Annotated in this window: 20 protein-coding genes; 10 read left to right on the top strand and 10 right to left on the bottom strand. The window is 65.7% G+C overall.

What is annotated here, in order from left to right:
* Positions 1-103 precede the first annotated feature (103 nt).
* The gene (locus ABFK29_RS04915; protein WP_005855236.1) at positions 104-415 is read left to right on the top strand and encodes a chorismate mutase; all 312 of its coding nucleotides are present in this window, start codon (positions 104-106) and stop codon (positions 413-415) included.
* Entirely contained in the window at positions 412-1,314 is a 903-nt protein-coding gene (folD, locus tag ABFK29_RS04920; protein ID WP_005855238.1) for a bifunctional methylenetetrahydrofolate dehydrogenase/methenyltetrahydrofolate cyclohydrolase FolD, read from the top strand. The genes ABFK29_RS04915 and folD overlap by 4 nt, the downstream gene beginning before the upstream one ends.
* A gap of 101 nt (positions 1,315-1,415) precedes the next feature.
* Here folD and ABFK29_RS04925 read toward each other — a convergent pair whose 3' ends face one another.
* The 3 genes from ABFK29_RS04925 to pdeM all read right to left on the bottom strand — a co-directional run bounded on the left by ABFK29_RS04925 (position 1,416) and on the right by pdeM (position 3,226).
* Positions 1,416-2,033 carry an exopolysaccharide biosynthesis protein gene (locus ABFK29_RS04925; protein WP_005855240.1) on the bottom strand — a complete coding sequence of 206 codons (618 nt, stop codon included), beginning with the start codon at positions 2,031-2,033 and terminating at the stop codon, positions 1,416-1,418.
* 78 nt (positions 2,034-2,111) lie between these two features.
* Positions 2,112-2,531 (bottom strand): PaaI family thioesterase, encoded by a 420-nt coding sequence (locus ABFK29_RS04930; protein ID WP_005855242.1) that lies wholly within the window; start codon positions 2,529-2,531, stop codon positions 2,112-2,114.
* Positions 2,532-2,551: 20 nt separating this feature from the next.
* The gene (pdeM, locus tag ABFK29_RS04935; RefSeq protein ID WP_005855244.1) at positions 2,552-3,226 is read right to left on the bottom strand and encodes a ligase-associated DNA damage response endonuclease PdeM; all 675 of its coding nucleotides are present in this window, start codon (positions 3,224-3,226) and stop codon (positions 2,552-2,554) included.
* 127 nt (positions 3,227-3,353) lie between these two features.
* Here pdeM and ABFK29_RS04940 point away from each other — a divergent pair, with 127 nt between their 5' ends.
* Together ABFK29_RS04940 and ABFK29_RS04945 are read left to right on the top strand one after the other, a co-directional pair.
* Entirely contained in the window at positions 3,354-4,820 is a 1,467-nt protein-coding gene (locus ABFK29_RS04940; protein ID WP_040604046.1) for a PAS domain S-box protein, read from the top strand.
* Positions 4,817-5,221 (top strand): response regulator, encoded by a 405-nt coding sequence (locus tag ABFK29_RS04945; protein ID WP_005855248.1) that lies wholly within the window; start codon positions 4,817-4,819, stop codon positions 5,219-5,221. The genes ABFK29_RS04940 and ABFK29_RS04945 overlap by 4 nt, the downstream gene beginning before the upstream one ends.
* Positions 5,222-5,236: 15 nt before the next feature.
* Here ABFK29_RS04945 and ABFK29_RS04950 read toward each other — a convergent pair whose 3' ends face one another.
* The 5 genes from ABFK29_RS04950 to ABFK29_RS04970 form a co-directional block, all read right to left on the bottom strand.
* A complete protein-coding gene (locus tag ABFK29_RS04950) occupies positions 5,237-7,675 on the bottom strand; it encodes a ligase-associated DNA damage response DEXH box helicase (protein ID WP_040604047.1) in 2,439 nt (812 codons plus the stop codon).
* Positions 7,676-7,732: 57 nt separating this feature from the next.
* Positions 7,733-8,692, bottom strand: coding sequence for an ABC transporter ATP-binding protein (locus ABFK29_RS04955; protein WP_005855252.1), 960 nt, complete (start codon positions 8,690-8,692; stop codon positions 7,733-7,735).
* Positions 8,689-10,572, bottom strand: a complete 1,884-nt coding sequence (locus ABFK29_RS04960) for a dipeptide/oligopeptide/nickel ABC transporter permease/ATP-binding protein (RefSeq protein WP_005855254.1) — start codon at positions 10,570-10,572, stop codon at positions 8,689-8,691. Before ABFK29_RS04960 ends, ABFK29_RS04955 begins: the two co-directional genes overlap by 4 nt.
* Positions 10,569-11,516 (bottom strand): ABC transporter permease, encoded by a 948-nt coding sequence (locus ABFK29_RS04965; protein WP_005855256.1) that lies wholly within the window; start codon positions 11,514-11,516, stop codon positions 10,569-10,571. Before ABFK29_RS04965 ends, ABFK29_RS04960 begins: the two co-directional genes overlap by 4 nt.
* 141 nt (positions 11,517-11,657) lie before the next feature.
* Positions 11,658-13,235: an ABC transporter substrate-binding protein gene (locus tag ABFK29_RS04970; protein WP_040604048.1), complete on the bottom strand. Its 1,578-nt coding sequence runs from the start codon at positions 13,233-13,235 to the stop codon at positions 11,658-11,660.
* Between the two features lie 120 nt (positions 13,236-13,355).
* On the opposite strand from ABFK29_RS04970, the gene ABFK29_RS04975 reads away from it, so the two are divergent.
* Positions 13,356-14,051 (top strand): DUF1028 domain-containing protein, encoded by a 696-nt coding sequence (locus tag ABFK29_RS04975; RefSeq protein ID WP_040604049.1) that lies wholly within the window; start codon positions 13,356-13,358, stop codon positions 14,049-14,051.
* A 38-nt stretch (positions 14,052-14,089) separates the two neighbouring features.
* Here the strand turns inward: ABFK29_RS04975 and ABFK29_RS04980 are convergent, their stop codons facing one another.
* Positions 14,090-14,800 carry a FadR/GntR family transcriptional regulator gene (locus ABFK29_RS04980; protein WP_005855264.1) on the bottom strand — a complete coding sequence of 237 codons (711 nt, stop codon included), beginning with the start codon at positions 14,798-14,800 and terminating at the stop codon, positions 14,090-14,092.
* A gap of 121 nt (positions 14,801-14,921) precedes the next feature.
* Between ABFK29_RS04980 and ABFK29_RS04985 the strand changes: the two genes are divergently transcribed.
* The 3 genes from ABFK29_RS04985 to ABFK29_RS04995 all read left to right on the top strand — a co-directional run bounded on the left by ABFK29_RS04985 (position 14,922) and on the right by ABFK29_RS04995 (position 18,064).
* On the top strand, positions 14,922-16,148 hold the full coding sequence (locus ABFK29_RS04985; RefSeq protein ID WP_005855266.1) for a M20 family metallo-hydrolase: 1,227 nt from the start codon (positions 14,922-14,924) through the stop codon (positions 16,146-16,148).
* 162 nt (positions 16,149-16,310) lie between these two features.
* Complete coding sequence (locus ABFK29_RS04990; RefSeq protein WP_005855268.1) at positions 16,311-17,387, top strand: CaiB/BaiF CoA transferase family protein; 1,077 nt, start codon at positions 16,311-16,313, stop codon at positions 17,385-17,387.
* A complete protein-coding gene (locus ABFK29_RS04995; RefSeq protein ID WP_157136377.1) occupies positions 17,384-18,064 on the top strand; it encodes a nitroreductase in 681 nt (226 codons plus the stop codon). The genes ABFK29_RS04990 and ABFK29_RS04995 overlap by 4 nt, the downstream gene beginning before the upstream one ends.
* 66 nt (positions 18,065-18,130) lie before the next feature.
* On the opposite strand, the gene ABFK29_RS05000 is transcribed toward ABFK29_RS04995, so the two are convergent.
* On the bottom strand, positions 18,131-19,060 hold the full coding sequence (locus ABFK29_RS05000; protein ID WP_005855272.1) for an aldo/keto reductase: 930 nt from the start codon (positions 19,058-19,060) through the stop codon (positions 18,131-18,133).
* 219 nt (positions 19,061-19,279) lie between these two features.
* Between ABFK29_RS05000 and ABFK29_RS05005 the strand changes: the two genes are divergently transcribed.
* Entirely contained in the window at positions 19,280-20,017 is a 738-nt protein-coding gene (locus ABFK29_RS05005) for a vWA domain-containing protein (protein ID WP_157136378.1), read from the top strand.
* A 422-nt stretch (positions 20,018-20,439) separates the two neighbouring features.
* Positions 20,440-21,075, top strand: coding sequence for an MliC family protein (locus ABFK29_RS05010; RefSeq protein ID WP_005855276.1), 636 nt, complete (start codon positions 20,440-20,442; stop codon positions 21,073-21,075).
* Positions 21,076-21,161 lie beyond the last annotated feature (86 nt).

Genomic DNA, 21,161 nt, shown 5'->3' on the forward strand with positions numbered 1-21,161 from the left:
CGCCCCGCCCACCGTCCCCCGGCCCGCGCACGGCATGGAAAAGGCCGGGCCGGGCGGGTAGGGCTGGCGCGACAGGATTGGCGATCAAGGTCTGGAGGCGGAAATGCGGAAGACGGCGGCAGAGATAGAGACGGTAGCGGAGATGCGCGCATGTATCGACGCAGTCGATGCGGAGCTGATGGCGCTTCTGGCGGAACGGTGGTCCTACACCGAGCGCGCAGCAGAGTTGAAGCACCGCGAGGGACTTGCGGCCGCCGCGCCTTCCCGTGTGGCGGCGGTGCTGGGAAACGTGTCGGATCGGGCTGACGCGGCAGGACTGCCCGGGGCGATGGTTGCGGGAATGTGGAAGATCATGATCGACGAGATCATCGCGCGCGAAGAGCGTGTACTGGGCAAGGAAGGGACGGACGGATGACGGCAACTCTGATTGACGGCAAGGCCTTTGCGGCGACGGTGCGGGGCAAGGTGGCGGAGCATGTGGCGCGCCTGAAGAACGATCACGGGATCACGCCGGGTCTGGCGGTGGTTCTGGTCGGCGAAGACCCGGCGAGCCAGGTGTATGTCCGTTCGAAGGGAAAGATGACGGTCGAGGTCGGCATGCACTCCTACGAGTACAAGCTGGACGCCGCGACCGAAGAGGCGGACCTGCTGGCGCTGATCGACAAGCTGAACAACGACCCTGAAGTGCATGGCATCCTCGTGCAGCTTCCCCTGCCGAAACACCTCGACGAGGATCTGGTCATCAACTCGATCGATCCGGCCAAGGACGTGGACGGGTTTCACATCTCGAACGTCGGGCTCTTGGGCACCGGTCAGAAGTCCATGGTGCCCTGCACGCCCTTGGGCTGCCTGATGATGCTGCGGGATCACCATGGCTCGCTGTCGGGTATGGACGCGGTGGTGATCGGCCGGTCGAACATCGTCGGCAAACCCATGGCGCAACTGCTGCTCGGCGACAGTTGTACGGTGACCATCGCGCATTCGCGCACGAAGGATCTGCCCGACGTCGTGAAGCGCGCGGATATCGTCGTGGCGGCGGTGGGACGTCCCGAGATGGTTCCGGGCGACTGGATCAAGCCGGGTGCGACCGTGATCGACGTGGGCATCAACCGCATCGACGCGCCGGAGAAGGGCGAGGGCAAGACCCGGCTGGTGGGCGATTGCCACTTCGACAGCTGTGCGGAAGTCGCGGGCGCGATTACACCGGTTCCGGGCGGCGTGGGTCCGATGACCATCGCTTGCCTCCTGGCCAATACCGTCACCGCTTGTTGCCGCGCCAACGGCCTTGCGGAGCCGGAAGGTCTGACCGCCTGACGGCCTCCTTCAGGGGGTGAGACTTAGGGATCGAGAAAAGGGCCGGAGCGATGTTTCGGCCCGTGTTGTCTCCGTCAGCGGTGTTTTTCGCGCGGCCGGCGTCACATCAGCCAGGCCAGCACCCCGGCCACCACGACCGTCACGGCATACCCCGCCGCCACGACCGCGCCGTCCCGTGCAAGGATGCCGATGCCGAACAGGGCCACCGGCAGACCGACAAGCGGGGTCGCCACCGGTATCGCGCCGATCACGAACAACGAGAGCCCGCTGGCAATCAGCAGGAGGGCGATGACCGCGAGGGACAGCGCGCCGTTTGACAGGGGCTCCATCCGGCGGTGCAGGTGCCGGCGCAGCCACATCGAGGCGGGATAGATGCGGTCGGCCAGTTTGCGGACTCGCTCTGCCGATATGCCGCGGCGGCTGAGAAAACCCGGCAGCCAGAAACGGCCGTGCCCCAGAAGCATCTGCACTCCGATGCCCGCGACGACTGCTCCGAGAGCGCCACCCACGCCCGGGATGAGACCGGTCGGCAGGACCATCAGCAGGGAAACGATCATCAGCAGAGGTGCGTGCCCCTGTGTCCCGATCTGGCGCATCAGCATGTCGATCGTGACCTCGTCGCATTCGTCCGCGAGGTCATGAAGTCGATCCACAAGCAAGGGCACGGCGCGTGGACCGGACCACTCCTTGCCGCTCGTGTTGGTTTTGTAGGTGGTCATCGCTGCCTCTTGCGCCGTCCGCTGTGGGAAAACGGGCAAGTGGCGAATGAGGTTCCCGACGCCGCGCGTTTCGGCGGGTCAGGCGCGCGGTGCCACCCGGACCATCGTGCCGGTCATGCGCGCGATATGCGTCTCTCTGCCTTCGTCCACCGTGAAGATGTCGGCCTGCGCAACGAGCATCCGGCGGCCAGGCCGGATGACTGTGCCGCGCGCTTCCAGCGTGCCGCCGGCGCCCGGCGCAAGGTAATGGATCGTCATGTCGGAGGTCACTACGTCGAATTCCGGCTCCAGCAAAGATACGGCGGCATATCCTGCGGCGCTGTCGCCGAGCGAGAAAGTCACGCCGCCATGGGCATAACCCTGCTGCTGTGTCAGCGCCTCTGTCAGCGGCAGGGCCAGCGTGACGGCACCGGGTTCGACCGAAACGACCCGCGCACCGAGCGTACGGAGAAGACCCTGCCGGGCAAAGCTTTCCTTGATGCGGTCGGTCAGTGTCATGGCGGGATCGGACCTTCGGTTCATGTGCCGGTCAGGCGGCGTGGCATGGGTATGGCGACGGGCCTCGCCCCGGTGAGGATGGCGCAGGCGTCGCGACCCATCAGAGCGGACAGCACGGGGCTGTCGGCATAAAGCCCGCCCGTATAGGTGCCGAACGCGGGCAGGATCAGCCGGTCTGCGTCGCAGAGAAAGCAGGGCAAGGTGAAGCCGCGCCCACGGGCATTGATCCGCGCTTTGGGGTGATAGTGCCCGGACACTTCGCCGGTGCCCGATGTGGCGATATGGCGGAAGGTCAGAGGTCCAAGCCGCAGGTCCGCGTGGTGCTCGCCCCCCAACGTCAGCGGGCCGGGATCGTGGTTGCCCTCGATCCAGACCCAGCGTCGTCCGGCCTTCATTCGAGTCAGCGTGGCAAGGTCTTCTTCGGGCAGGCAGCTGTCCAGCCCAGGCGCATCGAAACTGTCGCCGAGGCAGATCACGGTGTCCGCCCGCGTAGCGGTCAGTGCGTCGTCCAGCCGCGCCAGCGTATCGCGCGTTTCGTAGGGGGGAAGGGCGGCGCCACCTGTGGCCGCCAATCGCGCGGCCTTGCCCAAATGCAGGTCGGACACGACCAGAAGTGCCTCGTCCGGCCAGAAGAGGGCGCCCGAAGGCAAAGCGTGCAGGGCAGCGCCGTGGAAGGTGAACGGATGTGTGTTCATGCTTTGTTTTTGGCGGTTTGGCTGCGGCGTGGCAAGGGGTTGGAGACCGGTATCAATGGAATCTTCACGCTGGGTGGATAGCGTTCGGTCCGTCAGTCCCGCCCCCAGAGGCAGGACTTTGGTGGAGATGGATGTCCAAATGAACATCGACGTGGTCGAGATGGCGTTCGGCGTGTCGCCCATCGCGATGATGCTGGTGGCGCCGGACGGTCGTATCCGGACCTGCAATCCGGAATTCGAAGCGCTGTTCGGGTACGAACTGGGCGCATTGAACGGTGTTCTGGTCGAAACGCTCCTGCCGGACCACCTGCGGACAGGGCACGTCGCTTTGCGCCAGGCATTCAACGCGATGCCCGCCAAACGCCGAATGGGGGCGGAGCGGGAGGTGAAGGGCGTTGCCCGCGACGGGGCGGTGCTGCCGCTGGAACTGGCGCTGGAACCGGTGGTCGTCGACGGCGGCGCGCATGTGATCGCCGTCGCACTCGACCTCCGGCAACGGCATGCGCAGCGGAAACGGATCAGCTCTGTGATGGATGCAGCGTCGTGCACGATGGTCGTCGTCGATGCCGATGGGCGCATCGATTTCGTGAACCGTGCGGTGACGCAACTGCTTGGCTATACGCCGGACGATCTTCACGGCCGCCAGGTCGAAATCCTCGTGCCCGAGGACTTGCGCGTCGCCCACCAGGTCTACCGCCGGAGCTTTGCCCTGCTGCCGGATGCGCAGGCGAAACGGCGGGTGCGTACTGTCACGGCCCGGCACCGCGACGGTCACGGCGTCAGAGTGGAGGCGACGCTCGACCTTATCGACCTTGACGGACAGATGGGCGTTGTCGCGACGCTGGTCGATCTGACGGAACGGATCGAGACGGAGCGCGCGCTGGCCGCCCGCGCGCATGAACTGGAACGGCTGAACGCGGATCTCGAACAGTTCACCCGCGGGGTCAGCCACGACCTGAAGGCCCCTCTCGCATCCATCGCAGGGCTGCTGAGCCTCTGTCGGGAGGACCTCGCTTGCGGGGAGACCGCAGACCTCGGCGAGAACCTGGCCCGCGCTGCCCAGATCGCGGAACACAGCGTGTCCGAGATCGAGAGTGTCTTGCTGGCCACGATGACGACGGAGCGCGGCATCGCGCCGGTGCCGGTCGATCTCGGCTTTGTCGTACGCCAGCTCTGGCGCGACCTGAACGTCGGCGCTGCCTCGGCACGGCTGGAACTGCAACTTGCCGTACCGGGATCCGTCGCGACGGAGGAAGTCACGCTGAAGACCGTGCTGCGCAACCTGCTGTCCAATGCGATGCGCTATCGGGACGACACGAAGACCGAGCTGGTGGTTCAGGTCTCGGCGCGATTGGCCGACGGCCAGCTACGGATTTGTGTCAGCGACAACGGGATCGGTATTCCCGAAGAGGTGCTGCCGGAGATCTTCGACCTGTTCCGCAAGCACGGCGACCGGGGCGGTTCCGGCATCGGCCTGAACCTCGTGCAACGCAGCGTGGAACGGTTGGGCGGCAGTATCGGTGCGACCAGCACCGAAGGACAGGGCACGACATTCACACTCAACCTGCCCATGCAAATGGAGGATGCGGTATGACAGAAGCCTACATCGTGGACGACCGGGAGGTCGACCGTTACACCGCGCGGCGGCGGCTGGCAAAGTCGGGGCGCTTCGCGGCGGTCCACGAAGCCGAGGATGGCCGGATCTTTCTGGACAAGCTGTTCGACGAGCCGCGCGGCCCGAGTTCCGAAGGGCCTCTGGTGCTGATGGACATCTCCATGCCGGTGATGGACGGTTTCCAGACGGTTGACGCCCTTCGCGCCCGGATGATCGAAAAAGGCTGGCCGGAAGACGTGATCGTGGTCATGGTCTCATCCTCCAATGCCGATCGGGATCGGGCCCGCGCGGCCGAGCGTCCCCTCGTGCGCGGGTACTTCGAGAAGCCGATCCGCGTGCAGGACGTCGAGGAGATGCTGAGGCTGGTCGAAGGCAGATGACCGGCCGTACCGCCTTCAGAACGGAACGCGCCATGTCTTCTTGGTGACCTCCACTTCGGACAGGCCGCTTTCGGACATCAGGCGCGTGACCTCTTCTTCCAGCAAGCGCTGGTCGGCTGAACCGTTCACCGGCACGCGCCCGGGTTCAAGGAACAGCGGCGCGGCCAGCGGCGTCACGCGATCCAACTGCATGTGGTCGATGCGGTTGCCCACACGGGCGCACATCTCGCGGATGCGGGAAAAATCGACGAGTCCGCGCATCGCCTCTTCGCGGGTGATCTGCATCAGCAGGTGGTCGGGGTCGTATTTGAGCAGCGTATCGTAAAGGATATCAGACGACATGGTTGCCTGCCGCCCGGTCTTGCGTTGACCGCCAAGCTGCCGTTCGATCAGCCCGGCGATGGTGGCAGAGGTGCGGAAGGTCCTTTTCATCACCGCGTTGCCCGCCAGCCAGCCGTCGAGGCCCGCCTCCAGCGCCGCGACGTCGAACAGCGGTGCCGGGTCGGCCACGCTGTCCAGCCCCCATATGAGTGTGGCATAGTCCGTCGCAACGAACCCCATCGGCGCGAGGCCCATTTCCTCCATCCGCTTGGTCAGCAAAAGCCCCAGCGTCTGCATCGCGTTCCTCCCGGCAAAGCCGTAGGCCACGAACTGTTCGCGTCCATCGTGCGGGAAGCTTTCGACCAGCAGGCGCCCGGGTTCGGGCAGACGGGACCGTTCGCGCTGAAGGGCCAGCCATTGCGCGGTGTGGTCGGGCAGCTCCGGCCATGTCTCCTGCTGGAAAAGTCGAAGGATGCGTTCCGAAAGCTGCGTGGAGGTGGCGAACTTCGTGCCCATGAAGGTGGCGATCTTCGGTTTCTTGTGCGCGTCGCGTGTGACTTCGACGGTCAGTTCCCGCAGACCTTCATAGCGCACGATCTGCCCGCCGATCAGGAAGGTGTCGCCCTTCGTCAGCGAGGCGGCAAAGCCCTCCTCGATCTCGCCCAGCGGTGCGCCGCCACGCCCTTTCCAGCGGACCTTCAGCGTGTCGGTGTCTTGGATCGTGCCGACGTTCTGCCGGATGCGCGTGGCCGAGCGCGGGTCGCGCAACTGCCACAGGCCGTCTGGCCTCAGTTGCAGGCGCTTCCACTGGTCGTAGGCACGCAGCGCATAGCCGCCCGTGGCACAGAAATCGAGGCAGGCATCGAACTGCGCGCGGCTCAGCCCCCGATAGGGACCGGCGGCGGACATCTCGGCATAGAGCGCGTCGGCGTCGAACGGACCGGAGGCGGCGGCGATCAGAATGTGCTGACAGAGCACGTCGCGCGGGCCGGGGCCGCGTGGCTCTCCGTCGAGGTCATGCGCCTTCACCGCCTCGAGCGCGGCTACGCATTCGACGATCTCGAACCGGTTGGCGGGCACCAGCAGCGCCTTCGACGGGGCGTTGTAGCGGTGGTTCGCGCGCCCGATCCGCTGTACCAGCCGCTTGACGTTCTTCGGCGCGCCCACTTGGATCACGAGGTCCACGTCGCCCCAGTCGATCCCGAGGTCGAGCGAGCCGGTGCAGACGATGGCGCGCAATTTGCCGGCGACCATTGCGGCCTCGACCTTTTCGCGCTGGCCTCGGTCCAGCGAGCCGTGGTGGATGCCTATCGGCAACCCGTCCTCGTTCGCGAGCCACAGATTGTGAAAGAAGATCTCGGCCTGTGCGCGGGTGTTATGGAAGATGAGCGTGGTCTTGTGCTGCTTCACCTGCTCCAGCACGGCGGGAATGGCATAGGCGGCACCGCCGCCAGCCCATGGCGGGGTCTCTTCGGTCCGCAGCATCCGGATGTCCGGATCGGGTCCGGGGTCGGCATGCAGGATCTCTGTCGTTGTATCGCCGAACGACATCAGCCGCGCGATAGCGTCCGGGTCCTCCACCGTGGCCGACAGGCCCACGCGGCGCAGGTTCGGTGCCAAGGTTTGCAAGCGCGCCAGTGCCAGCATCAACTGGTCGCCGCGTTTCGATTCCGCCAGTGCGTGGATCTCGTCGATGATGATCCGTTCGATCCCGGCGAAAGTGCGTGCGGCGTCTTCATAGGACGTCAGCAGTGCCAGGGATTCCGGAGTGGTCAGCAGGATGTGCGGCGGATCGGCGCGTTGGCGTCGCTTGCGGGTGTAAGAGGTGTCGCCGGTGCGGTCCTCCACCCGGATCGGCAGGCCCGCCTCTTCGATGGGGACCAACAGGTTGCGTCTTATGTCGGCGGCCAGCGCCTTCAGCGGCGAGATGTAGAGTGTGTGCAGCCCGTCGCGCGGCTTTTCCGTCAGTCCAGAAAGGGTCGGCAGGAAACCCGCCAGCGTCTTGCCGCCACCGGTCGGAGCGATCAGCAGCAGCGAGGGGGAGGCGGCCCGGTCCAGCATGGCCTGCTGGTGCGGGTGAACCTGCCAGCCGCGCGCGTGGAACCAGTCCCGGAGGGGAGTAGGAAGCGTCATCCTCCCCAGATAGGTGCGCGCGGGCGGTTTCGCACGTCTTTCCTGTGCCGATCCCGATCAGTCGCCGAGCGGGTGGAAACAGGCGGCTTCCGTCTGTCCCCCGACCGGAGTCAACCGGGGCACCTCTGCCCTGCATCTGTCGCTGGCGCGCGGACAGCGCGCGGCAAAGGCGCAGCCAGGCGGTGGATTCAGCGGGTCGGGCAGTTCGGTCGCCTTGCCTTCGGGCGCGGTCAGCGGACGGCCGACCACCGGCGCGCTGTTGGCCAGAAGCTGGGTGTAGGGATGGCGTGGCTGGGCAAAGATCTCTTCCGCCGGGCCAACCTCTACCACCGAGCCGAAGTACAGCACTGCGATCCGGTCGCTGACGGCCTCCACCACCGCAAGGTCATGGCTGATGAAGAGATAGGTCAGATCGTATTCGCGGCGCAGATCTGCCAGCAGGTTCAGCACCTGCGCCTGCACCGACACGTCAAGGGCAGAGACGGGCTCGTCGAGGATCAGGATGGAGGCATTGGCCGCCAGCGCCCGCGCGATCCCGATCCGTTGCGCCTGCCCGCCGGAGAACTCGTGCGGGTAGCGGTCCAGGAATTCTTCGCGCAGGTTCACGCTGTCGAAGATCTCGCGGATGCGTTCGCGGCGATTTGCGGCGGGCATGCCGTGCAGGTGTTTCAGAGGCGCTTCCATCACCTGCCGGATCGTCTTGCGCGGGTTCAGCGAAGAGATCGGGTCCTGAAAGACGTACTGGATGCGCTTCCCGAAGGCCGCCGCGTCAGCATTGTCGAGAGCCTTGCCTTCGATCTGGATCGTCCCGGTCGAGGGTGACAACAACCCCACGAGCATCCGCGCCAGCGTGGATTTCCCGCAGCCGGATTCCCCAACGATGCCAAGGGTCTCCCCTTTGCGGACGGACAGCGTGATCGGGTGGACGGCCTTGACCGATCCGGTGGCCTTGCCCAACAGGGAGCGCCCCACCGGAAAGGTCTTCGACAGGTTGGAGAGGGTCAGGGCATCGGTCATTCGGCGGCCTCCGACAGCGGGGTTTCGGGGTGGAGGCAGCGCACGGCGTGCGAACCGACGCGCTCCAGCGGAATGTCGCCCTGGCGGCAATCGTCCTGCGCCTTCAGGCACCGGTCGGCAAAGGCGCACCCGGCCGGCAGCTTGTCGACGACGGGCGGCAAGCCGGCGATGGCTTCCAGCCGCCGCTTGCCCCCGCCCAGTTCCGGCACGCAGGCCATGAGCCGCGCGGTATAGGGGTGGCGGGGCGCCTTCAGGATCTCGTCGGTGGTGCCTTCCTCCACGATCCGCCCGGCGTACATCACCGCCACGCGGTCACACAGCTGCGCCACAACGCCGAAGTCATGGGTGATGAAGACGATGGCCAGCCCGCGCGAACGTCTGAGGTCATCGAGGATGGTCAGCACCTGCGCCTGCACCGTCACGTCGAGCGCGGTCGTCGGTTCGTCGGCGATGATCACGTCCGGCTCGTTGGCAAGCGCCATGGCGATGCCCACACGCTGACGCATCCCGCCCGACATTTCGTGCGGGTAGTCGGTGATGCGCTTGGCGGGGTTCGGAATGCGCACCGCTTCGAGCAGTTCGATGGCCTTGCGCTTGCCTTCCGCCTTGCCGATGGGGCGGTGGGACCGGATCGCCTCGATCAACTGATCGCCGACGCGGTAGAGCGGGTGCAGCGTCGCCAGCGGGTCCTGGAAGATGTATGCGACGTTCTTGCCGCGCATCGACCGGAGCTTGCGATAGGGCGCGCCGACGAGATCCTCTCCGTCGTAGCGCACCGCGCCCCCGGTGATGACGCCCGGGGGCGAGGCGACAAGTCCCATGACGGACAGCGCCGTGACCGATTTGCCGGACCCGGATTCGCCGATGATGCCAAGGCATTCTCCCTTCTCGACGTGCAGGTCGACACCGCCCACCGCACGGTAGATGCGGTCCTTGACGTGGAACTGGGTCTCCAGGTCCTGCACCTCCAGCAGACCCTTGCCCTCTGCCTGCGGGACGGGGTCGCGACGCTCCACCCGGGTCGCCGCCATCGGGCGCGACAGGGCGCCCGACTTCAGCCGGGGGTCCAGCGCATCGCGCACGCCGTCGCCCAGCAGGTTGATCGACATGACGATGATCAGGATCATCGCACCCGGCACGACAGAGGTATGCGGGTTGGTGATCAGCGCCGACCGCGCTTCGCCCAGCATCGACCCCAGATCGGCCTGCGGCGGCTGCGACCCGAGACCCAGGAACGACAGACCTGCGGTTTCAAGGATCATCCAGCCGATGGTGGTGGACATTGCGATCACGATGACCGGGATCACGTTCGGCAGGATTTCCGACAGGATGATCCGCGTGTTCGACAGCCCGGCAAGGCGCGCGGCATCCACGAACTCCTTGTGCGCGATGCCCACAGTGATGCCCCGGATGTTGCGCGCGAAGAAGGGCACGTTCACGACAGCCACGGCGATCAGCGCGTTCAGCAGGCCGGGACCAAGCGCCGCGACGATGGCCAGAGCCAGCAGGATGTAGGGAAAGGCCATCAACATGTCGACGCCGCGCATGATGATGTTGTCCGTCCGGCCTCCGTAGAAACCCGCGACGATCCCGATGGCCGCCCCGATGGTCGCCGCGGCGACGGCGGCGGCAAAGCCCACCGCCAGCGACAACCGGGTCCCGTACAGCAGGCGCGCCAGCAGGTCCCTGCCAAGGTGGTCGGTGCCCAGAAGCGCACCTTCCGAGAACGGCGGCTGGAACCGGAATGCGGTGTTGGTGACGTCGGGATCCTTCAACGGCAGCAGCGGCGTGACCAGCGCCAGCAGCACGACCAGCGACAGCACGATCCCTCCGGCGAGCGCCAGGCGATTGCGGGCGAGGAGTTTGAAGAAGGCGTTCATGTCTTGATCCTCGGGTCCAGAAGGCTTTGCGCCACGTCCACAAGAATGTTGAACAGGACGTAGCAGGCGGCGACGAAGACCACGCCTCCCTGCACCAGCAGGATGTCACGCTTCAGGATGGCATCGACCAGCATCCGCCCTACGCCGGGCCACTGAAAGACGATCTCGATATAGACGGCTCCCGACAGGACGAAACCCGCCTGGATGCCCAGCACCGGGATGATCGATACCATCGCGGCCTTCAGCGCATGGCGCCAGATCACGCCGCGCTCGTGCACCCCCTTGGCGCGGGCGGTGCGGATGAAGTCCTGCCGCAACACCTCCAGCATGGCCGACCGCGACAGGCGGGCAACGACCCCGGTGGCCACTACAGAGAGCGCAAACGCCGGCATGGCAAGGTGGTCGATCAGAACCCAGAGCGTCCGGTCGCCGTAGATCGGCCACATGCCGGAGACCGGGAACCATCGCAGGTTCACCCCGAACAGCAGGATCATCATCATGCCAAGGAAAAACGACGGGATGGAGATCCCCAGGAGGACCGCGAAGGTGATCCCCTTGTCCGCCCAACCGTACTGGTTCGCGGCCGAGATCACCCCCGCGACGATGCCGAACACGGCGCAAAGGACAAACGACGTCCCGGCCAGTACCAGCGTCCCGTTGAACCGTTCCAGCACCTCGTCGAGCACCGGCCGGTTCAGCGCGAAGGACTGTCCGAAATCCCCGGTCAACATGTTGCCGAGCCAGATGAAATACTGCGACACCAAGGGTTTGTCCAATCCGAGGTCGCGGTTCAGCTTCTCCACGTTCTCCGGAGTCGCATAGGACCCGAGGATCGCCGTCGCGGGGTCTCCCGGGATCATCGCCATGATCAGGAACACGATCACCGTGATGCCCAGCAGCACCGGGATCGCCGACACCAGTCTCTTCAGGATGTAGCCGGTCATCGCCGCGACCTCCTTCGCTCAAAGATAACGTCCCCGCCGGACAGGCGACATCGGCCCGTCCCTTCATCTTGGCACAAATACCTGCGGGGGGTCCGGGGGGCGGCAGCCCCCCGGCGGATCGGCGCGAAACGCGCCGATCCCTCAGTTCTTCACGACGTCGTCGAGCAGCAGGAAGAACGACGGCTGAAGGGTGAAGTTCTCCACCCGGTCGGAGGTCACGGCGTTCTGTTTCCAGTTGGCAACGAAAACCCAAGGCGCATCGTCCTGCACGATGGTCTGCATCTCCTTGTACAGTGCGGCGCGCTTGTCCTGATCGGTGGCGACACGGGCCTCTTCCAGCAATGCGTCGACTTCCGGATTGGAGTAGTACCCGGAATTGAAACCGCCCTTGTCGGGCCAGGCGTCGGTGCGTAGCGCGAGGAAGGGCAGGGTGTCCGGGTCGTTGGTCATCCACGCCATCTCGGCCATGTCCGCTTTGCCTTCGAGGCCGGGGTTCACCTCTCCGAGGAAGGTATTCCACTCGTAGGTCTCGATCTTCACGTCGAAACCCACGGCCTCCAGGTCCGCCTGGATCGCGGTGCCCATGGCGATGGGGTCGAGCATCCCGGACCCGCCTTCGGTCACGTAGAAGGTCAGCTCCGCCCCCTCGGCCCCGGCGTCGGCCAGCATCGCCTTGGCCTTCTCGGGGTCATAGGGATAAGGCTCCAGGTCCGGATTGTAGGCCCATGCGAAGGCCGGGGGTGTCGGGCCCGCGGCTACGTCCGCCGTGCCTTCCAGCACCTCGTTCACCAGCGCTTCCTTGTTGATCGCATAGTTCGCCGCCTGCCGAACGGTCTTGTCTGCGAAAGGGCCTTCCTTGGCGTTCAGGATCAGAAACCAGACGTGGGGTCCGGCCTGCTCGAAGACCTGGAAGGCGTCGGACTGGAACTCCGACAGCGCGACGGGGGGCACTTCGACCATGAGGTCGATCCCGCCGGCCAGCATCTCGGCGGTGCGGGTGTTGGCGTCGGTGATCGGACGGAAGACCACGGCCTGCAGCTCCGGCGCGCCATCCCAGTAGTCCGGGTTGGCCTCGACGACCACGGCCTCGTTCGACCGCCATTCGGCGAACTTGAAGGGGCCGGTCCCGGACGGGTTGCGGCCAAAGTCCGCGCCATACTGCTCCACCGCGGCGGGCGACACGATCAGGCCAGTGGGATAAGCGAGGTTCGACAGGAACGGCGCATAGGGGCTGCCGAGCGTGAACTTCACCGTCAGGTCGTCTATGGCCTCGACGTTCTCCACCGCTGAGAAGAAGAAAGCCAGCGGGAACGGGCCGGTGTCATGGTAGGGGTGATCCTCGTTCAGCATCCGCTCGAAATTGAACTTCACCGCCTCGGCGTTGAAGTCTGATCCGTCGTGGAACTTCACCCCCTCACGCAGCTTGAAGGTGTATTCGGTTCCGTCCTCGGAGATCTCCCAGCTTTCCGCCAGCGCTGGCTCCACCTCGAGAGTGCCGTCCTTGTAGCGCACGAGGCCGTCGTAGACGTTCATCAGGATGCGGAAATCGTTCACCGCAGTCACAGCCGCCGGGTCCAGCGCCTTGGGTTCCGCGATCTGGCCGACGATCAGCACGCCCGGGGGAGTCTGCGCCTGCGCACCCGGCACAGCGGCCAGGGTCAACGCCAGCGCCGTACCGGCAGCCATCAGGCTCCGGCGGGTCATCTTGAGTAGCGACATGGGTTTCCTCTCCTGTTTTTTCATCCGGACCGTCACCGGCTGCGGCTAATTTATCATGATAAATTGCAGTGGGCCAAATTTTCATGATAAATTCAAGTCCGACGACGAAAGGACCTATCCATGACAATTTCGATCCTCGCATACGACGAAAAAACGGGCGCTTGCGGGGGGGCGGCCACGACGGGCAGCCTGTGCGTTGGGGGGTGGGTCCTGCGTGGAGACGCCGAATCGGGCATGACCGCTTCTCAGGGATCACTCCCTTCCACGATGTGGGGCACGGATGCACTGGCGCTCATGCGCAGCGGTCTCCCGGCGGCAGAGGCGGTGGCGCGGGTCACCACGCCCGACACCGGGAAGGCAGAGCGGCAGATGTCGGCGCTCGACCTGACCGGGGCGACGGCGCATTTCACGGGCGGGAACAGCATCGCGGTCGCCGGTGCGCGCGAAGCGGCAGGAGTGGTGGTGGCCGGCAACCTTCTCGCCTCGGAAGCGGTGCTCGACGCCTGCCTCGAAGGGTTCTTGACCGCGACCGGCGGATTGGATGAACGGCTTCTGACGGCGTTGGAGACGGCCTCTCGCGCAGGGGGCGACAGCCGGGGTCTCCTGTCGGCGGCTCTGCTCGTGGTCAGCCGGTCGACGCCGCCGCTGACCCTTCGCGTCGACTATTCCGAAGCCCCGCTTTCGGCCCTTAGGGTCCTGCACGGTCACGCGACCAACGGTCTTTATGCCGACTGGTTGCACCACGTGCCGGTGACGGACGATCCCCATCGTGCGCTGCCGTTCGCCTCGACCGAACTGCCGATAGGCGAGACATGATGCGTCGCCAGTTCTGACGTGTGCAGGCGCAATTTCCGCTAAACGATGAACCGTTTCATCACTTCGGCTTCCTGATCTTCCATCATCTGCCGCGCCTGCTGCATGTGCTCGTGCATGATGCGCCGCGCGGCCTGTGCGTCGCCATCCCGCAGGGCGGCGATCAGGTCGATCTGGTGTTCGCGCCCGTTGCGCCAAAGATCGTGGTTCGGCTGTGTGTAGAGCCGCTTGTAGACCGTCAGGTCGGTCAGAATCTGCGCCATGAACCCGATGAAGAACCCAAGCATCGCATTCTCGCCGAAGTCCGCCAGGCGGGCGTGGAACCTGAGGGAGGAGACGTGCTGGATGCGTTCCTCCTCCGCATCCGCGGCGGGTTGGGCGTAGTCCTCCATGATCACGGACAGCTCCGCCAGTTGTTCCTCGGACAGGCGCCCGGCAAGGCTCGCCGCCATCTCCGGCTCCAGCGCGACACGCACCTGGTAGATGTCGTCGATGGTGACGTGCTGGAAGTAGAAGAAGTTCGCCAGCAGCGCCCGCGCCCTTTCACGCGAAACCTCACCGACAAAAAGACCGCCGCCCGGGCCGGTCTTGGTCTCCACCAGCCCCTGTGCCTGCAACAGCCGCAGCGCTTCGCGGATGGTGCCCTTCGACATGGCGAAGCGCTGGATCAGCTCGGTCTCGCCGGGAAGGCGGTCGCCCGGTTTCAACCCCTGTTCCACCACCCAGTCCTTGATCGCATCGGCCACCCGCACGGGGCGGGATCGGCGTTGGGGAGGGACGGGAACAGAGGTCATGGAATGCGGGCGTGACTGCTGGGACGAATGCTTTAAGATACCGAGTGAATCAATTTATCATGATAAATACAAGGGTGAGATGACCTACGGAGACACCGCCGCCACCCGATTGGACGCGATCGCGCGCGCCTCGGCAAGCGCCGAAGGTGTGACACGCCTGCCTTGGACGGAACACCACCGGGCCGCGCTCGATCAGATCGCGGCCTGGATGACCGAAGCAGGGTTGTATCCCGCGCTCGATGCTGCCGGAACGCTGGTGGGCCGCAGCCCGAACCCGGACGGCAAGCCGGTGCTGATGATCGGGTCGCATCAGGACAGCGTGCCCACGGGCGGTGGTTTCGACGGCATCATGGGCATCGCGCTTGGCTGTCTGGTGGCCGAGGCGCTGAAGGATCGCCTGCCCGCCTTGCCTTTCGCGCTCGAAATCCTGGCCTTCGCCGACGAAGAGGGGGTGCGTTTCCCGACTGCCTTGATCGGCCCGCGTGCTTTGGCCGGGACACTGAAGGCCGATGCACTGGACATGACCGACGTCAACGACGTGGCGATGCGTGACGCGATGCGGGCATTTGGTGTGGCGGTGGACGATATTGGCGCGGTGCGCCAGTCCCGGGGCGATGTCGTGGCCTACCTCGAAGCGCACATCGAACAGGGTCCAGTCCTGGAGGCCGAGAGCCTGCCGGTTGCCGCCGTCAGCGCGATCTGCGGGATTTCCCGGTTCGAAATACGAATCACCGGAGAGACCGGTCACGCCGGAACCGTGCCGATGGCCGGGCGGCGCGACGCGCTGGTGGCCGCGTCGCGGATCATCGCGGCTGTCAGCGACGCAGCGGTCCAGGTTCCGGACCTGCGGGCGACGGTGGGCACGCTGGCGCTGAAACCCGGCGCGGTGAACGCCATCCCGTCCGAGGTCCGCTTCCCGCTGGAGATCCGCGCACCGCAAGACACGCTGCGCGAGGCGTTCGAAACCGAGGCCATGGCGCTGGCCCGGGACATCTGTTTCGCGGCCAACTGCGATTTGAAGGCTGTCCAGACCTATGCGCAACCAGCCGCGGTTTGCGACCTGAGCCTCAGGCGAGCGCTGGAAACGGCGATCGGGAAGGCGGACGTCGTGCCGCTGACCATTCCATCGGGGGCGACGCACGATGCGTCTGCGATGGCCGACCTTTGCCCGATCGCGATGCTGTTCGTCCGCTGCCGGGGCGGGATCAGCCACCGGCCAGACGAATTCGCCTCCGCCGCCGACATGGACGTGGCGGTTCGGGTGATGGTGGATGCGATACTGGGCTACGAGGATGATCTTGGCTGAAAGGGCCGCCGCTGCGGTACGCGCGTCCTGTCGTCGCGAAGACGGGTGCCACTTTGTCGATGCGCATCGTAGGGCGGGGCTGTGTGCCGCCTTGCCCGGCGGCCACAATGTGCCCGGCAGGCACCCCTTTCCTTCGGCGTCGACTTGCGGTCCAGTGCGGGCATGCTGAACGGTTTGCGCATCCTTGAATTCGAAGCCCTCGGGCCTGCCCCCTTCGCCGCCATGCACCTTGCGGACTTGGGAGCGGAGGTGACCGTCGTACATCGCGCCACCCACGACAACCCGTCGAAACAGCCCCGGAACCTGCTCGACCGGGGCAAGCGGTCCATCGTGCTGGATCTCAAGGAGGCGGCGGATATCGCCGTCGCCAAGGCCTTGGTCCAGCGCTCGGACGCTTTGATCGAGGGGATGCGGCCGGGCGTGATGGAGCGGCTGGGCCTCGGGCCGGAGGTCGTGCATGCGCTGAACCCGGCTCTGGTCTACGGGCGCATGACGGGTTGGGGGCAGGACGGGCCCCGCGCGCTGCGGTCGGGGCATGACCTGAACTACGCCGGGCTGAGCGGGATGCTGTTCTACGGCGGTTTGCCAGGCGAGATTCCCGGGGTGCCGCCAACGCTGTTGGGCGACATCGGGGGAGGGGCGCTCTACCTCACCGTCGGCATACTGAGCGGCGTTCTGAACGCCAGGACGACGGGCAAGGGCTGTGTCGTGGATGCAGCCATCGTGGACGGGACATCGCACATGTTGTCCCTGCTCCTTTCGATGGGACCGATGTTCTCACGCGAGGCCCGCGGACAATCTCTTCTGGATGGGCCGCACTGGTCGCGCTGTTATGTTTGTGCCGATGGGGGCCATGTCGCGGTGCAATGCCTCGAACCGAAGTTCTATGCCGAGTTTCTGGAGGTCATGGGGCTGCGCGACGATCCGGGCCTTGCCGATCAGTTCGACCCCAAGCAATGGCCGGTTCAGACGGCGCGGCTGGCGGGCCTGTTCGCTGCCCGGTCCCGAGACACATGGACGGCACTGTTCGAGGGCTCCGATGCCTGTGTGGCGCCGGTGCTGAGCCCTGCGGAGGCGCAGGAAGATCCCCATATCGCCGCGCGGGGGATCTGGCGGGAGGGCGTGCCCGCGCCTGCCCCGCGATTCGACGGCGCGACACGGCCAACGGGCGACATAGCCCTGAGGGGCGCCCATGGCGCGGAGATCCTTGAAACCCTGCGACAGGAAGGCTTGATATGACTTCGGACAGGATGCCGGCCGAAGACTTCGGCAGGCTTTTGCAGGCGCGGGCCTCGTGCCGTGCATTCACTGACGAGCCCGTCGACCCGGCGCTGGTCGAGGCGGCCCTTCGAGACGCGCAGCAGGTGCCGTCCTGGTGCAATTCGCAACCGTGGGAAGTGCACGCGTGTGGGCCGGAGGAGACCGCCCGACTGGCCACGGCGTTTTTCGACCACGCGCAGTCGGGGGCTCACGCCTCCGACATCCCTTTTCCGAAAGCCTGGGACGGGGTCTACAAGGAGCGGCGCCGGACATGCGGTTGGCAGCTTTACGGTGCGCTGGGGATCGAGAAGGGCGACCGTGTGGCCTCTGCCCGGCAGATGCAGGAGAACTTCCGTCTCTTCGGTGCCACCGGATTCCTTTTGATCACGACCCCGAAAGTGCTGGGCGCCTATGGCGTGCTGGACTGCGGGGCATATGTGACCGCCGTGCTTCTGGGGCTGGAGGCGCGGGGCATCGGCGCCGTGGCCATGGCCTCTGTCGCGGGCTTCTCACCTTTCATGCGGGAGTGGTTCGACGTGGTCAGCGACCGTGACGTGCTGTGCGGGATCGCCTTCGGAACGCCGGAACGCGCGCACCCGGCAAACAGTTTCCGTACTGAACGCGCCAGCCCGCAAGAGGTTGTGCGCTGGAGGTGAAGCGGGTGGCGAACCCGGCCCTGTCCGGGCCGGAACCCGCACCCTACATCTTGCAACGCTTTGGAATCAGGCCTCTTCCAGGCGGTCCGTGGCCGGGGGCGGGGTTGGTCCCAGCGCAGTGATGCGGTCGTACAGGTCCTTGTCCATCGGCCATTTCATGGCCGCGAGCGACGGGCGAAGCTGTGCCTCTGACCGGGCCGACAGGATCGGTGCAGGACGGGACGGATGCCGAGCGATCCAGGCCACCGCCAGCGTCGCGGCGTCGGTTCCGATCTCTTCGGCCAGATCGGCAAGTGCCCTGGCGGTCTCGTGCATCTGCGCCTCGCCGTATCGTTTGGCATAACGTTCATCGGTGGCCAGACGCCCGCTCTCGCCGCGTGCGTATTTGCCGGTCAGGAGCCCACCGCCCAGCGGCGAGTAGGGCACCGGGAGGATGCCTTCGGACTGGCACATGGGGAGGATTTCGACCTCGGCCTGCCGCTTCACCAGGTTGTACATCGGCTGGATGACATCGATCTTGGTGCCAAAGCCGTGGGCCGTGGCCTGGGCCTTCATCACCTGCCAGGCGGCGTAGTTGGAAACACCGATGTAGCGAATCGTCCCCGCGCCCCGCAGTTCCGCCAGGGTTTCGAAAGTCTCTTCCAGCGGTGTGTCGGCATCCCAGCGGTGCATGTAGTACAGGTCGATCGTGTCCATGCCGAGACGTTTCCGGCTTTCGTCCAGCGTTGTCAGGATGTTGTGGCGGGAGGCGCCGCCCGGAAAACTGGCTTTGGTCGCGATGAACAGCTTTTCGCGTTCCACCGCGGCGAATCGGCCAAGCAGGGTTTCGGAGGCGCCGTCGGTATAGACGTATGCGGTGTCGAAATGGCGGATGCCTGCGGCGCGGCAGGCTTCGAACATCTCGGCACTGGCGCGTTCGTCGGCGGATCCGCCGAACTGCATGGTGCCAAAAGCGAAGCGGGCGGGCGTGTCGCCCGAGATCGTGGTCAGGGTCATGACCGGACAGTCGCACGGCGCGGGCTCTGCGGGAAGCGGGATGTGAGGCGGGGGGCCGCCGGGCATGACCGACGGCAGATGCGACGTTTGTCGGATAAGGGGGAAATGCCTTTCGGCCAGTAGGTTAGAGCGCAGGCTGGGGCGCTTACGGGCAAGGCCGGCGCACGGGACTCGACAGACTCACGGTGGGCGGGCAGGCTGTCGGGGAGGAGGAGTTTCATGAAAGCTCTTTGCCTGACCCTGTCCGTCGTTTGCGCTGTTCCCGTTTGGGCGGGGGAGAGTTGTACCGAGGATGCGATGATCGTGTTCGACGGGTCGGGGTCGATGGCAGAGATGGGTTTCAATGCCATCGGCGAGCCGCGAATCGTTCAGGCGCGGCAGGCGATGCGCCAGGTGCTGCCGGATATCGCGGTGCTGCGGCGGCTGGGGCTTGTGATCTATGGTCCCGGTGGCGACCGGACCTGTCGGAACGTCGATCTGCGCCTGACGCCCCAATGGCAGGCGGATGCGCCTATTATCTCGGAAATCGAAGGGCTTAGACCGGCGGGCGGGACGGCCCTCACGGACGGTGTGCGGCTCGCGGCAGAGACGCTCGACTATCGCAATGTGCCGGGTGCGGTGGTGCTGGTGACGGACGGGAAAGAGACCTGCGGCGGGACTCCGTGCCAGTTGGCGGCGGAGTTCGCGCGGGAGGCGCCGGGGCTGACGGTGCATGTGATCGGCTTCAAGGTGCGGGGCGACCATTGGGACTGGAGCACGCCCGACGCGCCGGGCGAGAGCGTGGCCCGCTGCCTTGCCGACGATACCGGCGGGCAGTACCTGAGCGCCGAGACGGTGGATGAACTGGTCGGCGCGCTGCGCGTCACTTTGGGGTGCAACGTATTCGGATCTTTGGACAATTTCACGGCGACAGAGTTCGGCGGCCATTGGGGTGCAGGTCAGGCCAGCCAGCGGTGAAGGACGTGGCCCAGAACGATGCGCACCGTCTTTTCTTTGCGCCCGGGCGCTGGGCGTGGGCCGGTTGAAAGGGCGCAAGACGCAGGTCGCCGCCGAGGGTTAACGCATCTTCATCTCTCAGCCGCGAGGTGGCCCCGTTAACGCAGCGCACGCCCGGGGTGACGGAACGTGCGCCGCCGCGCAACGGGGCAGGTTTTGTGCGCCTCCCGCCCACGACATCAAGGCGCAAGGAAACCTTCACGCAGATGAACGCGCCGTTACCGGTGAACCGGCCGGTTGTTAACCTTTTCCAATGTGCGGTGCGCAACGGACCGGGAAAGGTGGTTAACGGGCGGATGTGCCGCACGCCGCGCGCCACCGTATTTCCTTTGACTCGACCCGCTGTACCGACCGACACTTTTGCAGCTTCCGGGAGAGTGACCATGAAACGCATTCCGACCCTTTCCGTTTTCGCCACCCTGGCCATGACCGCACCGGGTATGGCGCCTGCCGCCGATCCGGCCTTCGACTGCGGCAAGGCCAGTGGCACCGTCGAGGAGATGATCTGCGCGAACGACGGGCTGGCCGAACTCGATCGCGAGATGGCGCGACTTTACGGGCTTGCGGTGAACGACCCGGACCTTGGGCAAGAGCGGCTGGATCGGTTGAAGGCGATGCAACGCGGCTGGATCAAGGGCCGCAACGACTGCTGGAAAGCCGACAGCGTGGAGGGCTGCGTGGCCGAAAATTACGCCATGCGGATGCATGAGCTGCGACTGGGGTATGGCAACACCCGGTCGGATGACGAAGCGGGCATTACCATCGGGCCGCTGGCCTTTGTTTGCGGCGGGCTGAAGGCCGGGATCTCGGCCGTCTTCGTAAACGGGGCGGAGGGGCTGGTCTCTCTCAGGTGGGACGACAGGAGCCTGGCGCTGACGCAGGCGGTCTCCGGGTCCGGGGCACGCTATGAGGGTGAGAGTTTCGACGGGATCTACGAGTTCTGGACCAAGGGGCCGGAGGCGTTGTTCACCACGCCCGCCACGGGACAGTTGAACTGCATCGAGGACGATATCGGCTGAGGGTCCGGGGCAGAAGGCCGCTTCGGGGCTTTCTGCAAGGATCGTATGGCGCCGCACCCTTGGGGATGCGGCGCCGGTGGCTTACG

It is taken from the genome of Sagittula stellata E-37 (assembly GCF_039724765.1).
Classification (GTDB): Bacteria; Pseudomonadota; Alphaproteobacteria; order Rhodobacterales; family Rhodobacteraceae; genus Sagittula; species Sagittula stellata.

Bases quoted from the DNA above. Each gene is read 5' to 3' on its own strand.
- ABFK29_RS04915 (WP_005855236.1), top strand. From the start codon at position 104: ATGCGGAAGACGGCGGCAGAGATAGAGACGGTAGCGGAGATGCGCGCA.
- folD (WP_005855238.1), top strand. From the start codon at position 412: ATGACGGCAACTCTGATTGACGGCAAGGCCTTTGCGGCGACGGTGCGG.
- ABFK29_RS04925 (WP_005855240.1), bottom strand. From the start codon at position 2,033: ATGACCACCTACAAAACCAACACGAGCGGCAAGGAGTGGTCCGGTCCA.
- ABFK29_RS04930 (WP_005855242.1), bottom strand. From the start codon at position 2,531: ATGACACTGACCGACCGCATCAAGGAAAGCTTTGCCCGGCAGGGTCTT.
- pdeM (WP_005855244.1), bottom strand. From the start codon at position 3,226: ATGAACACACATCCGTTCACCTTCCACGGCGCTGCCCTGCACGCTTTG.
- ABFK29_RS04940 (WP_040604046.1), top strand. From the start codon at position 3,354: ATGGATGTCCAAATGAACATCGACGTGGTCGAGATGGCGTTCGGCGTG.
- ABFK29_RS04945 (WP_005855248.1), top strand. From the start codon at position 4,817: ATGACAGAAGCCTACATCGTGGACGACCGGGAGGTCGACCGTTACACC.
- ABFK29_RS04950 (WP_040604047.1), bottom strand. From the start codon at position 7,675: ATGACGCTTCCTACTCCCCTCCGGGACTGGTTCCACGCGCGCGGCTGG.
- ABFK29_RS04955 (WP_005855252.1), bottom strand. From the start codon at position 8,692: ATGACCGATGCCCTGACCCTCTCCAACCTGTCGAAGACCTTTCCGGTG.
- ABFK29_RS04960 (WP_005855254.1), bottom strand. From the start codon at position 10,572: ATGAACGCCTTCTTCAAACTCCTCGCCCGCAATCGCCTGGCGCTCGCC.
- ABFK29_RS04965 (WP_005855256.1), bottom strand. From the start codon at position 11,516: ATGACCGGCTACATCCTGAAGAGACTGGTGTCGGCGATCCCGGTGCTG.
- ABFK29_RS04970 (WP_040604048.1), bottom strand. From the start codon at position 13,235: ATGTCGCTACTCAAGATGACCCGCCGGAGCCTGATGGCTGCCGGTACG.
- ABFK29_RS04975 (WP_040604049.1), top strand. From the start codon at position 13,356: ATGACAATTTCGATCCTCGCATACGACGAAAAAACGGGCGCTTGCGGG.
- ABFK29_RS04985 (WP_005855266.1), top strand. From the start codon at position 14,922: ATGACCTACGGAGACACCGCCGCCACCCGATTGGACGCGATCGCGCGC.
- ABFK29_RS04990 (WP_005855268.1), top strand. From the start codon at position 16,311: ATGCTGAACGGTTTGCGCATCCTTGAATTCGAAGCCCTCGGGCCTGCC.
- ABFK29_RS04995 (WP_157136377.1), top strand. From the start codon at position 17,384: ATGACTTCGGACAGGATGCCGGCCGAAGACTTCGGCAGGCTTTTGCAG.
- ABFK29_RS05000 (WP_005855272.1), bottom strand. From the start codon at position 19,060: ATGACCCTGACCACGATCTCGGGCGACACGCCCGCCCGCTTCGCTTTT.
- ABFK29_RS05005 (WP_157136378.1), top strand. From the start codon at position 19,280: ATGAAAGCTCTTTGCCTGACCCTGTCCGTCGTTTGCGCTGTTCCCGTT.
- ABFK29_RS05010 (WP_005855276.1), top strand. From the start codon at position 20,440: ATGAAACGCATTCCGACCCTTTCCGTTTTCGCCACCCTGGCCATGACC.